The organism is Methylobacterium sp. Leaf466 (assembly GCF_001425565.1).
GTDB lineage: Bacteria > Pseudomonadota > Alphaproteobacteria > Rhizobiales > Beijerinckiaceae > Methylobacterium.
The window spans coordinates 255,012-269,985 of record NZ_LMRC01000023.1 but is presented as its reverse complement, the minus strand read 5'-3'; the positions used below and the strand labels follow the sequence as shown (position 1 = coordinate 269,985).

The window sequence follows — 14,974 nt, the reverse complement described above, 5'->3', positions numbered from 1 at the left end:
GCGCCCGTGGCCGGACGCCCCGCCGTCCGGCCACCCTCCTCGGAACCCGCGCCGCCGACCGACGTTGGGGTGAGAACATTCCATGAACGAAGGTGAGCGTGCCATGACGAAGTCGAAGCCCTCCGCCCAGCAGGACGACGCCCGGCAGGCGGATTCCGAGCGAGCTGACCCCAAGCAGTCGAACCCCAAGACCGAGGGCGGCGACGCCTCGAACCGGATCAAGGACCCCGACCAGTGGACCACCGGCTCCGAGCCGATGACCGGCGCGCAGGCCTCCTACCTCAAGACCCTCACCGAGGAGGTCGGCGAGCCTGCGGCGTTCGAGCCCGATCTCGACAAGGCCGAGGCCTCCAAGCGGATCGACGCCCTGCGCCAGGAAGCCGGACGAGGCTGAGCGGTATTCCAGGTTGCGTTTCGCGGAATGGCTTAAGCGAAGCGAAACACCTGGCGTGATAGGAGGGGTCACGACGCACTGACTCCGCCACGGGAAACTGAGACGATGACTTCGCCTGTGGCCGAGACTCGCCCGGGAGCCGGGCGGCCTGGAGTGTTTCCCGTGAAACGGACCATCCTCCGCGCCGCCCGGGGCTTTCGCGCCGCCCAGGGTGGCGCCACGGCGATCGAATATGCGCTGATCGCCGGCCTGATCTTCCTCGCCGTGGTCGGCGGCATCAACAGCTACGCCAGCAACATGGGTGGGATGTACGGGAAGATCGAAACGGCCATGATCAACAAATAGCCGGCCGCCGGTCCGGTATCCCGGCGAAGCTCGGATTCTCGCCCAGGAATCCGTGACGTCTCGCGTCAGGCCTTCGTGCGAGGGCTCTTCCAGAACGAGTCGAACAGCGACTGCATCGCCTTGACGTTCTCCTGCTGGGCCTCGACGCCGGCATCGAACATCTGCTGCAGGATCGCGTAGGGCTCGCCCGCGACCGCCGAAGGATTCCCGGCCGCGTTGGGTTTCGTCTCCGCCCTGGACGCGGGCGGTGGCAGGGCCGCCGCCCCGGCACGGCGGGGCTTGGCCTCCACGGCGGCGGGCGGGGCCATCGCGCTGCTCCAGACCTTCATCATCTCGGACCAATAGGCGCCGGGCGAGAAGCCGTTGGGCAGCGGAGTGGGCGGCGGCGGGGCGGGTGTCGCTTGCGGCTGGTTGAGCATCAGGTGGACGATGCCGGCCACCACCATGCCCGCCACCATCGGCATCATCTGGCGCAGGACCGGCGAGGCGACCCCGCTCGCCATGGCCGCCTGCTGGACCACCGCCTGGCTCAGGTGCGACGACCCGAAGATCTGCTGGACGAGGAGGTCGGCCTGCGAGGGCGGGGGCGCGCGGCCGGGGCCGCCGGTTCCAACGAGGCCGAACAGCTGGCTGAGGCCGGTCGGGTCGGCGGCGTTGCGCTGGAGGCCGAGGCTGAAGGCCGGCAGCAAGGCTTCCATGGCCTTGCGGGTCTGGTCGGGCGACAGTCCGTATTGGTTGCCGAATCCTTGCAGGCCGGGGCCGCCCTGTGCCTGGAGGATGTCGAACAGGTTGAACATGACGCACGGCCCTTGGCGATTCCTCGGCGACGGGCCAAGGGCCCGCCCCTCGGCGCGGCAGGCGAAGTCTGTCTCATTGCGCCCCGTTATACCAGCCTTCGGCGCCGGCGGGTCCCAAGGGCGCGGAGAATCGCCGGCCCGGCGGTCACCCGCGCACCATCTCCTCCACCCGAACCGGTTCGCACGCGGGCGGCTCCGGCGGCGGTACGGCGGCGCGGGCCCGCGCCTGGAGCGTTCCGATGGTGCGCCACGCCAGCGCGACGGCCGCGATGCCGAAGGCGACCGAGCCGATGCCGACCCCGGCGATCACCCCCGCCGGCCCGTACATGGCGCCGCCGAGAAGTGCGGGCGGCATCGTCCCCAGGGTCGAGCGGCCCCAGTTGAGGGCGGTGGAGAGGAACGGGAAGCCGAGGTTGTTGAAGGCGGCGTTCGATAGGAACAGGAGCCCGACGAAGAACCAGACCGGGCCGCTGACGAGGCAGAAGAACAAGAACAGCTCGGCCGCCACCCCCTGGAGTTCGAACAGGGCGCGCAGGGGCTCGCGCAGCACCACGAGCAGGGCCCAGACCACCCCGGTGTAGACCGCCGTGACGAGGGCGCCGCTGGCCAGCACCTCGCGCATGCGGTCGAACCGGCCCGCGCCCCAGTTCTGTCCGAGGATCGGCCCCACCGACCCCGACATCGCGAACAGGCCGCCGAAGGCCACCGGCGTCAGGCGGTCGACCACCACGTTGCCGGCCACCGCCAGGGCGCCGAACTGCGCCACCGCATGGGCGATGAAGGCGCTGGCCACCGAGGGCGCGAGGTTGGCGAGCACCGCCGGCAGGGCGATGCGCATCATCTCGGGCGCGTCGGCGACCACGTCGGCCAGGGTCGGGCGGGCGACGAGGTCGTTGCGGCGCACCCCCCAGAACCCGATCAGCGCGAAGGTCGCGCGGGCGATGCAGGTGGCGATGGCCGCCCCGTCGACCCCGAGGCCGCAGCCGAAGATCAGGATCGGGTCGACGATCGCCGTGACGATGCCGCCGCCGAGCGTCACGTACATGGCCTGGCGCGCCGCCCCCACCGCCCGCAGAAGGCCGGAGAACATCATCCCCGGCGCCATCAGGAGCGTGGAGGGCAGGACGATCCAGAGGAAGCGCTCGGCGACCGGCAGGGTGTCGGCATCCGCACCGATGAAGGTCAGGGCCGGGCGCATCAGCGGCAGCGTCACCGCCACGAAGAGGGCGGCGGCGAGGATGCCGTGGATGGTGGCGGAGGCGGCCAAGCGCCGGGCCCGGGCGCCGTCGCCCCGCCCGATCGCCCGCGAGACCAGGGCTCCCGCCGCGATCATCAGACCGATGGTGATGGCGATGCCGAAGAACTGGACGATGGTGGCGAACCCCACCGCCGCCGTCAGCTTCGGGTCGCCGAGCTGCGAGACGTAGAGGAGCGACAGGAGGTCGACCACGAAGATCGCCATCAGCCCGATCGAGCCGGTGGCGCTCATCACCACCACGTGGCGCAGGATCGAGCCGCTGAGGAAGCGGCCGGGATCGTTGGCGGTGGTTCCGGTGGCCGCGGCGCGGGGCTCACGCATCCTGTGCGCCGTCCGCCTTGAGGGCGCCCTCGGTGTCCAGGGTGCGGGTCGCCGCCTCCTGGCGCTGCGAGGCGATGATGCCGCGGGTCTCGGCGTTGAGCGCCCGCGAGGGCCGGCGCGGCGCGGTCAGCGGCTCGGGCTTGACCTCGGAGGTGCCGCGCATCCAGCTCGCGTCGGGGAGCGCCCCGGCCTGCTGCAGGACGAGGCGGGCGATGTCGCGCTTCCTCACGTCGGTGGCCACGGCGGCGGCGGCCTCGGCCGAGAGCCCGAGCCCTTCGAGGGTGGAGCGGCCGAAACTGAGGGCCGATTCCACCGTCTCGCGCAGGTGGAAGTCCACGTCGCGGTTCATGAGGGCGATCGATTGGGTGCGGTCATAGGCCCTCACATAGGTCCGCACCGCCGTGAATTCCTCGTGCACGATGTCGACGATCTTGAGGGTCGCCTGCGGGTCGTCGACGCAGATGCAGACGAGCTCGGCCTTGCCGATGCCGGCCGCGCGCAGCACGTCGAGGCGCGTCCCGTCGCCGTAGTAGATCCGGAAGCCGAAGCGCGAGGCGCTGCGGATCTGGTCGACGTCCTTGTCGATGACCGTGACGCTGATGCCCTCGGCCAGCAGCACCTGGGTCAGGATCTGGCCGAACCGGCCGAACCCGATCACCAGCACCCGCGCCTCGGCGGATTCCACCGTGTCGGGCACCGGCTCGGGTTCGCTCGGGCGCCGCGCCAGTGCGGCGTCGAGGGCCTTGGCCGCGACCGGGCCGACGAGCATGGTCAGCGCCGCCAGGGCCACGGCAAAGCGGGTCGCCTGGCCGTCGATGAGGCCGAGCCCGCCGCCCACGGGAAGCACCACGAAGGCGAACTCGCCGGCCGGGGCCAGGATCGCGGCGCCGCGCACCGAATCGAGCCAGGACGAGCCGAACAGGCGGAACAGCCCGGCCACGATCCCGATCTTGACCAGGATCGCCAGGACGGTGGCGCCGAACAGCGGCGCCCAGGCGGTCTTGAGGAGGCCGCCGTCGATCGACATGCCGACGCTCATGAAGAACAGGCCGAGCAGCATGCCGCGGAAGGGCTCGATGTCGGCCTCGAGCTGGTGGCGAAAGTTCGATTCGGCCAGCAGCACGCCCGCGAGGAAGGCGCCCATGGCCATCGAGAGCCCGACCTTCTCCATGAGGAGCGCGGTGCCCAGCACCACCAGCAGGGCGGAGGCCGTCATCACCTCGCGCGCGCCGCTGGCCGCCAGCAGGCCGAAGAACGGGTTGAGGCCGTAGCGCCCCACCAGCACCACCGCACCGATGGCGCCGCCGACCTTGGCGAAGGAGACCAGGGCTTCGCCGAGCCAGCCCGGATCGGTGCCGCCCCCGGTCGAGGCCATCAGCGGCATCACCGCCAGAATCGCCACCACCGAGATGTCCTGGAACAGGAGAACCGCGAAGGCGCGCCCGCCGTAGGGGGTGCCGAGGTCGCCGCGTTCCTCGAGGAGCTGCAGCGCCACCGCCGTCGCCGACAGGGCCAGGGCGATGCCGACGATGAGGGCGGCGGCCGGGGCGAGCCCCATCGCCACGCCGATCAGCCCGAGCGCCAGCGCGCACAGCACCAGCTGCGCCGCGCCCAGTCCGAAGATGTCGCGCCGCATCGAGACGAGCCGCGAGATCTCGAGTTCGAGCCCGACGATGAACAGGAGCAGCACCACCCCGATCTCGGCGACGCTGGCCGCGGTCTCCGGTTCGGCGATGAGCGACAGCCCGGCCGGGCCGATCACCACCCCGGCCACGAGGTAGCCGAGCACCGCGCTCTGCCCCACGGCGCGGAAGATCGGCACGCCGATCACCGCCGCCGACAGGAAGGTCAGGACCGGCGGCAGGAAGCTCGCATGATCGGCGGCGCCAGCCATCGCGTATCCGGGGTGAGGGGAGGGCGGGCTCTCCTTAGCGCAGGCCGGACCGCCCCGCCACGCCCGTCATCCGGCGCGATCGCCGCCGGGAGGGCCGGCGCGTGTCACCGCGCACGTCGCACCGACCGCATCGCTCGGTTCCGGTCAAAAACCATGGGCCGAAGACCGAGCGCGACTTGAATGCTAATGGCCGGACGTCTGCCGTTCCGCAGGCGCGGTGCCCTCGTTCCGGCGCGGATACTTCCGATCGAAGGTCTTGCCTGAAAGATAGACATACAGAAGGCCGCCGCCGGTCACCAGGACGGCCAGGAATACCAGTTCGCCCGTCATGGCCTCACTCCTCACTTCGCAGCCCGAAACGTAGCGCGACCTGTCCTGAAATATGTAGGCCTATCCCGACGATGTACCAAATCGGGTGGTACTCGATGACGAACGTCATCGGATCCTTGATGAGGGGTACGACGATCGCCGTCGTCAGGACCGCCGCTGCCAGTGTGTTCACACCGCTGGCGAACAGCTTCACCCCTTCATTGTGGCCCTTCGCGGCCAGCTTGCGTTCCGACGAGTCGCCGGAGGGAGGGTTTTGGGGCGGCTCACCTGCACCTCCCTTCAACTCTGAAGATGCCGGAGGTATCGTAGAGACTAGCCCGCCATCCTTCGTTACCAAGCGAAGGGTCGATTCGTGCATGGGCGGCATTGGTATCAAGCCGATCTAGATAATATCGTATAGTTGAAAACAAATGTATAATTATCGGGCTGGCCAACAACATTGATATAATAACTCAGAAAATATAAACTCTTATCATCGGTCGCAAATAGCGTATCAACTACAGTGATGGCATTGACGGATTGCCAGATGATTTCTAGATCTATCAATACGGTGTCATCGCCGATTAGGTTGACGCTGGTTGAATTGGTTTTTCCATCATTGACAATTCTGTGACTAAAGACAATCGAGTAGGAAGGAATTTCAACAAATGGATAGATTGATATGAGGTCGCCGCGACGACCGATGATCGAGCCTGATGCCACGACCTCGCGATCATTAAGTCTGGACCGAACGTGTCCCATCGATCCGTCCTCATTGGTTGCTAAAGGCTTGGCTTGCAGGAGCCATTACATGCGGCCTCTCGGTAGCCGCCGCGCCGGTCCTGCATCCTAGGGTGTCAGGCCTGTCCAAAGCCAGTCGCTTCGTCACCGCGCACGTCGCACCGACCGGCGTTCGTCGCGGCGCGCCACCAGCAGCACCGAGGCGTCGCCCTCGCCGCAGGACGCGTCCGCGACGTCCTGCCTGACCAGGCCGATGTCCTTCAGTTCGCGCTCGGACATCGCCGAGAGCTGGCGCAGCACCCGTCGGTTCATGGCCTGGCGCGAGAGGGTCCGGGCGATGTGGGCGACGGCGCGGGTCGCGAGGTGGCGGGCGGCCGCGAGGGCGGAGGGGCCGCGCGGGCTGTCCAGGGTGGTGGGTAGGGTCCTCGTCATGGCGGGCACTCCTGATCGGCGTTGCGATGAGGGGAGAATGGACCGGCGGGGCTGGCGGCGACAGGAACGGTCCAGTACGATTTCGACGAATTGTCCGGTCGAAACGGCAGTACAGATGAAGCCGCAGCCCGCTCCCGAACCCACCCGCGTCGGTCTCGTCACCGCCGCCATCACCGAGCGCATCGCCGGCCGGCACCTGGCGCCGGGCGCGCGCCTGCCCTCGGTGCGGGCGTTCGCCGAGACCATGGGCGTGTCGAAATCCACCGTGGTCGAGGCCTACGATCGGCTCGGGGCCGAGGGCGTCATCGTGGCCCGGCGCGGCTCGGGCTTCTACGTCGCCGGCAAGACCCGGCCGCTCTGCCTCAAGACGGTGGGGCCGCAGCTCGACCGGGCGGTCGACCCCCTGTGGATCACCCGGCAGTCGATGCAGGCGGGGCCGGACCTGCTCAAGCCCGGCTCGGGCTGGCTGCCGTCGTCGTGGATGCCGACGGAGGCGATCCGGCGGGGCCTGCGCCAGCTGGCGCGGGGGCCGGACCGTCCGCTCGTCTGCTACGACCAGCCGATGGGGCTGGCGCCCCTGCGTGCCCAGATCGCCCGGCGTCTGGCCGAGCGCGGCGTCGAGGCACAGGCCGACCAGATCCTGCTCGTCGACTCCGCGACGCAGGCCGTGGACCTGCTGTGCCGGTTCCTGATCGAGCCCGGCGACACCGTGGTGGTGGACGACCCCTGCTACTTCAATTTCCATGCGCTCCTGCGCGCCCACCGGGTCGCGGTGGTGGGCGTGCCCTACACCCCGGCGGGGCCGGACGTGGCGGCGCTGGAGACGCTGTTCTCCACCCATCGCCCGCGGTTCTACCTCACCAATTCCGCCCTCCAGAACCCGACCGGGGCGAGCCTCAGCCCGGCGGTGGCGCACCGCATCCTGCGGCTGGCGGAGGCGCACGACACCCTCATCATCGAGGACGACATCTTCGGCGACCTCGAAGCCGACCCCTCGCCGCGCCTGGCCGGCTTCGACGGGCTGAAGCGGGTGATCCAGGTCGGCAGCTTCTCAAAGACCCTCTCGGCCTCGATCCGCTGCGGCTACATTGCCCTGCGGCCGGACTGGATCGAGCCGCTGATCGACCTCAAGCTCGCGATGAGTCTGGGCAACGGCCACCTCTCGGCCGACCTCATGCACCGCCTCGTCACCGACGGCAGCTACCGCCACCACGTCGCCGACGTGCGCGACAAGCTTGCCCGCGAGATGGGGCGGGCCGCCCGGCGGCTGGAGGCCTGCGGCCTGACCCTGTGGACACAGCCCTCGGGCGGCCTGTTCCTGTGGACGCGGCTGCCGGAGGGGATCGATTCCGGCGACGTCGCCCGCCGGGCGCTCGCCCGCGGCGTGGTGCTGGCACCGGGCGCCGCCTTCAGCCTGTCGCCGCTGGGGGGGCGCTTCCTGCGCTTCAACGTCTCCCATTGCGCCGACCCGCGCATCTTCACGGTGCTGCAGGATGCGATGGCCGGGTGATTCGGTTTCCGCTTGAATCAAGCGGGGGCCGTATCACCAAGCCAGCGCGGCGGCTGAGCGAAGCCCATGTCCGCATCACGAAGTGATCACCTGGAAATAGTATGAGGCGGACGATCGCCTCCTTCAGCGCGCCGCCCGGCCCCGGAGGGAGGCCGGCTGTCCCGGCAGCGCCAGCCTGACGCCGGTCTCGACGATGGTGTCCCCCTCGATCCGGTAGACCCCCAGCGTGCGGTCGACATAGTTGCCGACGTAGACGAAGGCCCCCGAGGGCGAGAACGCGATGCCCTGGGTCACGGCGCCGGCCGGGGCCTCGCCGAGGCGTCGCACCGCTCCATCCTCGCCGATGCCGAGGAGCGCCACCGCGCCCGTGGCCGTGAAGGCGGGGCTGGCGTGCGGGGCGGCCGCGCCGCGCACCACCGCCACCGCCGCACGGCGCCCGTCCGGCGCGATCGCCAGGGCCTCGGGCGTGTCGCCGATGCCGATGTGGTCGCGCACCACCGGCCGGGCGGCGTCGGCCCGGATGACGCTGACCGTGTCGGCATGGCCGTCGCTCGGCTCCGTCCCGGTGTTGCCGGCCAGGACGAGGCGGCCGTCGGGGCTGACATCGAGGCCGTAGGTGTTGGCCCCCACCGGCATGTCGAGGCCGGCCTCGTAGGTGACGCGCGGGCCGTCGAGGGCGAGCACGCCGATCGTGCCGGCCTTGTTCTTGGCGACGTAGGCGCGTCGTCCGTCCGGGGCGATCGCCACCGCGGCGGCCTCGCCCTCGACGTCCACGGTGGCGACCACCCGCACGCTCGTGCCCGAGATCGACAGCGCCGTGACGCTGCGGCCCTCGCGGTTGGCCACCAGCGCCAGGGTGCCGGTGCGGGCGATGGCGAGCCCCGAGGGCTGGCGCCCCACCCTGATCGTCTCGACGAGGCGCGGCGGCGTCGCGGCGAGGTCGACGACGTGGAGACGGTCGTCGGCCTCGGCGTACCAGGCCTCGCCCTCCCGCCGCATCAGGACGGAGCTCGCCACCAGCCCGAGGCGCCCGTCGGGGGTGATCTGCAGGTTGGTGGGCGGCCCGTAGACCGAGTTGTCGAGGGGCATGACGTGGGACAGGCGCGGGTTGGCCTCGTCCGAGACGTCGACGACGGCGAGCGCATCCTGGCCGTTCGGGCCGTTGCGACCGCCCTCGGGCGTGAAGAAGGTCTTGCCGTCGAGGCCCGCCAAGAGGGCCTGCGGCGGTTCCGCGGCCGCCACGGGCATCGCCGCTACCAGGCCGGCCAGACAGACCCCGATGACGCGCATCCCGATACTCCCGACCCCGGCCGTGAGCGGCCTCGGCACGACAGGTAGGACGCCCGGCGGCAGGGGCCAATCCGGGAGGGGGTTCAGGATTTGTTAACGAGCCCGCGATCTACGATGAGGGATTATTCACGGAGATGACACGTGCGCGCCAAGACCTCCCTCGGATCGGTCCGGCATGGAGCCCGGATCCTGCTCACCGCCGGCCTGATCCTCGGTGCCGGCCTTGCCGGAGCGCAGGCTCGGGACGGCCGTAACGGCGCCCTCATCGGCGGGGCCGCCGCCGGCGTCCTGGGCGGCGTCGCCCTCGGCGCCCTGATGAGCGGGGCCCAGGCCGCGCCGCCGCCGCCCGTCTATGCCCGCCCGCGGCCGGTCTACGTCGAGGACGTCGAGCCGATCTACGTGCGGCCCCCGCGCCGCGAGCCGATCTGCCACATGGAGCGCCGCAAGGTCTGGCTCGACGACGTCGAGTTCACCTATCGCCGCGTCGAGGTCTGCGAGTAGGGCCCGGGCGGGCTGGCGAGCCCGCCCGTGCGTCCCCATGTGGACGGCCATCGGGGAACAACGGGCGGGGCCGACGAGTCGGTCCCGTGAACACGCGGATTCCCCGTGTCGCTGGACCCGTGTCGCGCGGAACGGGCCATGCCGGCAAGATCGGCCCCGATCGCCGACGTTCCGAAACCGTTGCCCCGGCGCGGTTCTGCTGGGACAGGGCCGCCGTTCCGTGGACGAGGGTGAGCCTGCCATGGCGACGATCGCGTTCGACAACAGCTACGTCCGCCTGCCCGAGCGCTTCGTCGCCCGTGTCCCTCCGACCCCCGTGGCCGCCCCGCGCCTGATCCAGGCGAACGCCGCCCTGGCCGAGACCCTGGGTATCGATCCCACGTGGCTGTCGAGCCCCGAGGGCGTGGCGGTGCTGGGCGGCAACGCCGTTCCCGAGGGCGCCGAGCCGGCGGCGATGGCCTATGCCGGCCACCAGTTCGGCAACCCGGTGCCGCAGCTCGGCGACGGTCGCGCCGTGCTGCTCGGCGAGGTCGTCGGCCGCGACGGTCGCCGCGACATCCAGCTGAAGGGAGCCGGCCCGACCCCGTTCTCCCGCCGTGGCGACGGCCGCGCCGCCCTCGGCCCGGTCCTGCGCGAATACCTCGTCAGCGAGGCCATGGCGGCCTTGGGGATTCCCACCACCCGGGCGCTGGCCGCGACGCTCACCGGCGACACCGTGATCCGCGAGGGCCGCCTGCCCGGCGCCATCCTCGCCCGCGTCGCCGCCAGCCACATCCGGGTCGGGACCTTCCAGTATTTCGCCTTCCGCGGCGACACCGAGGGCCTGCGCCTGCTGGCCGACCACGTCGTCGCCCGCCACGATCCCGACCTCTCCGGAACCGAGCGGCCCTATCCGGCGCTGCTGGCGCGCATCGTCGAGCGGCAGGCCCGTCTCATCGCCCGCTGGATGCTGGTGGGCTTCATCCACGGCGTCATGAACACCGACAACATGGCGGTGTCGGGCGAGACCATCGACTACGGCCCCTGTGCCTTCATGGACGCCTACGACCCCGGCGCGGTCTTCAGCGCCATCGACGAGCACGGCCGCTACGCCTTCGCCAACCAGCCGCGCATCGCGCAGTGGAACCTGACCCGGCTGGCCGAGGCGATGCTGCCGCTCTTCGATGAGGACGTCGATGCGGCGGTGGCCGAGGCCCAGGCGATCCTCGAAGGGTTCGCGCCGGCCTTCCAGGCGACGTTCCAGGCGGGCCTGCGGGCCAAGGTCGGCCTGCGGACCCAGGAGCCCGACGACGTGGCGCTCGTGCGCGACCTGATGGAGGCGATGGCGGCCGGCCGCGCCGATTTCACCCTGACCTTCCGGCGCTTGGCCGATTGTGCCGCCGACCATGGCGCCGATCCTGGCGCCGACGACGCGCTGGCGGCCCTGTTCGACGACCCTGCCCCCTGCCACGCCTGGCTCGCCCGCTGGCGCACCCGGCTTTCGAACGAGCCGGACCAGGGCCGCCGCGCCGCCATGCGGGCGGTCAACCCGGCCTTCATTCCGCGCAACCACCAGATCGAGGCGGTGATCGTGGCGGCGGTGACGCGGGACGACTACGCCCCCTTCGCCGCTCTCCTGGAGGTGCTGGCCACCCCCTTCGAGGACCAGCCCGACCGGGGAGCCTACGCGCTGCCGCCGCGCGAGGAGGAGCGGGTGCTGCAGACCTTCTGCGGAACCTGAGCGAGCGTCAGCGCGGATTGGTCCAGGTTGTGGAGGTCGGGACCGTGGAAACCGGCCGCGGCTCGGCCTGAGCCACCGGGCGCGCGGCCGGCGCCGCCCTCGGGGCGATGCGCGCCACCGCCGGCTGGCGGCGGGGACGCACGGCGCGGGCCCTGCGGCTGCGCCGTGGACGGGCGCTTTCGGAATTCGATCCGACCACGCCGCCGACGATGCCCCCGACCACGGCGCCCAGCGGCCCGGCCACGAGCGCCCCGGCCACCGCCCCGGTGCCGACGCCCACCGCGGTGTTGTTGCGGGCCACGGCCGGCTGCGGCAGTGCCACGAAGCCCACGAGCAGGCTGCCCGAGAGGGCCAGGAGGCCGAGGGTGTTCCTGCGGCTCGAGAAGGGTGTGGTCATCGTCGCCTCGGTCGGTGTTTCACCGCCGCGCCTGCCAGTCGAGCGTGACGAAATCGGGGCCGACTCCCCGGCTCCCATCCGCGCTTCGCCGTCCGGGCCGGTGCGACGGCGGCGTCGGAACGGGTGGCTTCGGCGAACCGGGCCCTCACGCATCCGGCCGTCGCGCCGCGTCATCCTCGGATCGGCGCTCGCGCAAGGCCTATTCCCGGCCGCTCAGCCTGATGCTCCTCCAGGCGCGCCTACGGTTCGAGGCGGCCCTGCCGGAATCGATCGCGTTCGGGTCGATCGGTCAGTGCCGTTTGAAGGTCCGCGATCGCTTTTTGCGGCACGAGAATCGTGATCTCACCGTCATCCGGTGCTTTGAAGCGGACGGCGATGGTATCCCCGCCGTCGATCGGCTCCACGCCGATGAAGCCGGCCACGGATACGACTGTGGGAAGCACGGCGTGGGGCACGGATCGGCTCCGATCTGCGCTCGCTCGCGCGACGTTGTTCTATCGGGCCGCCATTAACATAATGTCGACGTCAACCAAATCGTGAGCGATCGATCCTCAGGTCTCCAAACCGAGGCGGACGCCATCCCGAAGCGTCGATCCGCGTCGATCATGACCATCGCCCGGTCATTCCGGGACGCCGCAGGCGAACCGGGAACCCGCAGCCGCCAACGCGAGCGACGGTGGATCCCGGGCGCCGCTGCCCCGCCCCGGGATGACGGGGCAGTGGCATCTGCGCGGCGCGCGACGCCGGTCACCCGAGGTCGGAACCTTGGATGCGGTTTTGCGCGCGGTGGCCGGTCCGCAACCCGCGATACGGCGAAGGGGCCGCCTCCCGGCGACCCCTTCCACCTCGTCCTCGCGGTGCGGACACCCCAGCCCGATCAGCGCGGCGGGGTTTCCGCCTGCTGCTGGATCAGCGGCGTGATCCGGCGCACGGTCACCCGGCGGTTCTCGCGCGAGGGGCCTTGCGTGTTCACCTTGAGGTTCTGCTCGCCGTAGCCCTGGGTCGTCAGGTTCTCCGGCGGCACCTGGAAGGACTGGGTCAGCACCGTCGCCACCGATTGAGCGCGCCGGTCGGACAGCGACAGGTTGTCGACGTCCGCCCCCACCGCGTCGGTGTAGCCCTCGATCAGAAAAACCTCCTGCGGATTGGCGCGGATCGCCTGGTTGATCGCAGCCGCCATGGTCGAGAGCCGGGCGGCCTGGTCCGGGGTCACCGTGAACGAGCCGCTCTCGAAGGTGATCGTATCGATGTCGACGCTGCGCATGCGGGCGCGCAGCTGCGGGCTGTAGCGGACCTGGTCGAGGGTATAGCGCCGCCCCACCGGCTCCACCGGCGGTGCCGACAGGGTCTCGTAGAGCGTGCGTTCGTCGGCGCCCTCGTAGTCGACGATGTAGCGCTCGCGCGGGATGCGCAGGGCGGGCGGGGGCAGGTCCACGACGTCGTCGTAGATCGGGCGCGGCGGGCCGCCGATGGCGTTGTCGATGATCACGACCTCGCGGCCGTCGCGGAACCGGCGCGAGCGCCGCAGCAGGCGGCCGTCGTCGTCGACGATGGTCACGATCTGCTCGCCGCCCGGACGGTCGAGATAGGTCACGGTGTCCTCGCCGCGGCGCTCGCTGCGGAAGCCCCGGCGGTCGAGGTCGCGGAAACGCTCGTTCTCGTCGTGGCGGATGAAGGTGCGGTCGCGGTCGCGCACGATGATCCGGCCCGGCTCGCGGATGAAGGTGCGGCCGTCCTCGCTGTACTCGCGCCGGTCGCGCCGGACTTCGTCGTAGCTGCGCACGTCGACGTCGTCGCTGCGGAAGCCACCCTGGACGTAGCCGGGGCGGCCGGGCGTGTTAAACCGCTCGCGGCGATCCTCGCCACGGCCGACCGGGTCACCGGGCAGCCCGGCGCCGGGCCGGCCATCGGGACGCACGCCACCCTGCGGCGCCTGTCCCGGCACGACGGCACCGGCCGGCGCTCCCGGAGCGGCGGGCGGCACGGTGCCGGGGGCAGCCGCCGGCGGTGCCACGGGACGACCCAGCACGCCCGGCGCCGCGTTCGGTGCCTGCGGCGGTTGCCCGGGGGCCGGGCCCTCGGCGCCCGGCGGGGTCACGGGACGTCCGGGGACGCCCGGAGCGGCGTTCGGAGCCGGGCGCGGTGCCTGGCCGTCGGCGCCCGGAGGTGTGACGGGACGGCCGGGAACGCCCGGAGCGGCGTTCGGAGCCGGTCGTGCGGGCGCCTGCCCGTCGGCGGCCGGCGGAGCCACGGGCCGGCCGGGCACGCCGGGAGCCGCATTGGGAGCCGGAGTGGCACCGGGGGGCGAGGGCCGCTGGCCCGCAGGCGCCTCCGCACCGCCCGGCGTCACCGGGCGACCCGGTACGCCGGGCGCGGCGTTCGGGGCCGCCGGACGCGGCGGCGTCTGTCCGTCCGCGCCCGGAGGAGTCGCCGGGCGAGCGGGGGCTGTTTCGGGCGTCCTCGGCCGCGTGGCGTCCGGCTGGTCCGGCGCGCGACGGCCCGGCTCCTGGCCTCGCTCTTGGCCAGGGGCCCGGCCGGCGGGCTGGTCGGAACGGTCCTGTCCACCGCGCTCCTGCTGCGGGCGGCCCTGGCCACCGCGCGGCGCGTCGGCGGGCGGGGCGGCATCGGGGCGTCCGGCCGGCTCGGATGCCGGACGCGGCGGGCTCGCCCGCTCGGGCTTGGGCGCCTCGGGACGGGCCGGTGCCTCCCGAGCGGCAGGTGTCTCTCTTGGGGGGGCCTCTCTCGCGGGCGCTTCTCGGCGGGCAGGAGCGTCCTGTTTCGCGGGAGCGTCCGGTCTCGCGGGAGCCTCCTGGCGGGGTGCCGGAGCCTCGCGCGGCTCGGACCTGCGCTCGGGGCGCTCGCCACGAGGTTCGGGCCGCTCGGCCGGGGGCTGGGCCGCACGGGGTTGGGGTCGCTCGCCGCGGGGTTCGGGGCGTTCGCCGCGGGGTTCGGGACGTTCGGCCGGCGGGGCCGCGCGGGGTGCGGCGCCGGCCGGCGGTCCGCCGCGGGGCTCGCCCCTCTCCCGACCCGGCCCTTCTCCCGGACCCGCCTGCGCCATCATCGTC

Annotated in this window: 16 protein-coding genes; 5 read left to right on the top strand and 11 right to left on the bottom strand. The window is 71.7% G+C overall.

What is annotated here, in order from left to right; all coding sequences use genetic code 11:
* Positions 1-103 precede the first annotated feature (103 nt).
* Positions 104-394, top strand: coding sequence for a DUF3072 domain-containing protein (locus ASG59_RS10815; protein ID WP_056408813.1), 291 nt, complete (start codon positions 104-106; stop codon positions 392-394).
* Between the two features lie 162 nt (positions 395-556).
* A complete protein-coding gene (locus ASG59_RS10810) occupies positions 557-739 on the top strand; it encodes a Flp family type IVb pilin (protein WP_244472234.1) in 183 nt (60 codons plus the stop codon).
* Positions 740-804: 65 nt separating this feature from the next.
* On the opposite strand, the gene ASG59_RS10805 is transcribed toward ASG59_RS10810, so the two are convergent.
* The 7 genes from ASG59_RS10805 to ASG59_RS10785 all read right to left on the bottom strand — a co-directional run bounded on the left by ASG59_RS10805 (position 805) and on the right by ASG59_RS10785 (position 6,491).
* On the bottom strand, positions 805-1,536 hold the full coding sequence (locus ASG59_RS10805; protein ID WP_056408811.1) for a DUF937 domain-containing protein: 732 nt from the start codon (positions 1,534-1,536) through the stop codon (positions 805-807).
* Between the two features lie 145 nt (positions 1,537-1,681).
* Complete coding sequence (locus ASG59_RS10800; RefSeq protein WP_055879897.1) at positions 1,682-3,115, bottom strand: MATE family efflux transporter; 1,434 nt, start codon at positions 3,113-3,115, stop codon at positions 1,682-1,684.
* Positions 3,108-5,009, bottom strand: coding sequence for a monovalent cation:proton antiporter-2 (CPA2) family protein (locus ASG59_RS10795; RefSeq protein WP_056408809.1), 1,902 nt, complete (start codon positions 5,007-5,009; stop codon positions 3,108-3,110). The genes ASG59_RS10800 and ASG59_RS10795 overlap by 8 nt, the downstream gene beginning before the upstream one ends.
* A gap of 183 nt (positions 5,010-5,192) precedes the next feature.
* A complete protein-coding gene (locus ASG59_RS20505; protein ID WP_156399207.1) occupies positions 5,193-5,339 on the bottom strand; it encodes a hypothetical protein in 147 nt (48 codons plus the stop codon).
* A 4-nt stretch (positions 5,340-5,343) separates the two neighbouring features.
* Positions 5,344-5,532 carry a hypothetical protein gene (locus ASG59_RS10790; protein WP_056408807.1) on the bottom strand — a complete coding sequence of 63 codons (189 nt, stop codon included), beginning with the start codon at positions 5,530-5,532 and terminating at the stop codon, positions 5,344-5,346.
* A 179-nt stretch (positions 5,533-5,711) separates the two neighbouring features.
* A complete protein-coding gene (locus ASG59_RS20500; protein ID WP_156387511.1) occupies positions 5,712-6,041 on the bottom strand; it encodes a hypothetical protein in 330 nt (109 codons plus the stop codon).
* A gap of 162 nt (positions 6,042-6,203) precedes the next feature.
* Entirely contained in the window at positions 6,204-6,491 is a 288-nt protein-coding gene (locus ASG59_RS10785) for a DUF1127 domain-containing protein (RefSeq protein ID WP_056280798.1), read from the bottom strand.
* A 115-nt stretch (positions 6,492-6,606) separates the two neighbouring features.
* On the opposite strand from ASG59_RS10785, the gene ASG59_RS10780 reads away from it, so the two are divergent.
* On the top strand, positions 6,607-8,001 hold the full coding sequence (locus ASG59_RS10780; protein WP_056408806.1) for a PLP-dependent aminotransferase family protein: 1,395 nt from the start codon (positions 6,607-6,609) through the stop codon (positions 7,999-8,001).
* A gap of 123 nt (positions 8,002-8,124) precedes the next feature.
* Here the strand turns inward: ASG59_RS10780 and ASG59_RS10775 are convergent, their stop codons facing one another.
* On the bottom strand, positions 8,125-9,291 hold the full coding sequence (locus ASG59_RS10775; protein ID WP_056408804.1) for a YncE family protein: 1,167 nt from the start codon (positions 9,289-9,291) through the stop codon (positions 8,125-8,127).
* 204 nt (positions 9,292-9,495) lie between these two features.
* Here ASG59_RS10775 and ASG59_RS10770 point away from each other — a divergent pair, with 204 nt between their 5' ends.
* Together ASG59_RS10770 and ASG59_RS10765 are read left to right on the top strand one after the other, a co-directional pair.
* Positions 9,496-9,792: a hypothetical protein gene (locus tag ASG59_RS10770; RefSeq protein ID WP_244472254.1), complete on the top strand. Its 297-nt coding sequence runs from the start codon at positions 9,496-9,498 to the stop codon at positions 9,790-9,792.
* Positions 9,793-10,033: 241 nt separating this feature from the next.
* Positions 10,034-11,512, top strand: coding sequence for a protein adenylyltransferase SelO (locus ASG59_RS10765; protein ID WP_056408801.1), 1,479 nt, complete (start codon positions 10,034-10,036; stop codon positions 11,510-11,512).
* A gap of 7 nt (positions 11,513-11,519) precedes the next feature.
* On the opposite strand, the gene ASG59_RS10760 is transcribed toward ASG59_RS10765, so the two are convergent.
* The 3 genes from ASG59_RS10760 to ASG59_RS21470 all read right to left on the bottom strand — a co-directional run bounded on the left by ASG59_RS10760 (position 11,520) and on the right by ASG59_RS21470 (position 14,007).
* Positions 11,520-11,909: a hypothetical protein gene (locus ASG59_RS10760; RefSeq protein WP_055879871.1), complete on the bottom strand. Its 390-nt coding sequence runs from the start codon at positions 11,907-11,909 to the stop codon at positions 11,520-11,522.
* Between the two features lie 239 nt (positions 11,910-12,148).
* The gene (locus ASG59_RS10755) at positions 12,149-12,331 is read right to left on the bottom strand and encodes a hypothetical protein (protein ID WP_056408799.1); all 183 of its coding nucleotides are present in this window, start codon (positions 12,329-12,331) and stop codon (positions 12,149-12,151) included.
* 455 nt (positions 12,332-12,786) lie between these two features.
* The gene (locus tag ASG59_RS21470) at positions 12,787-14,007 is read right to left on the bottom strand and encodes an OmpA family protein (protein WP_347379691.1); all 1,221 of its coding nucleotides are present in this window, start codon (positions 14,005-14,007) and stop codon (positions 12,787-12,789) included.
* Between the last annotated feature and the right edge of the window lie 967 nt (positions 14,008-14,974).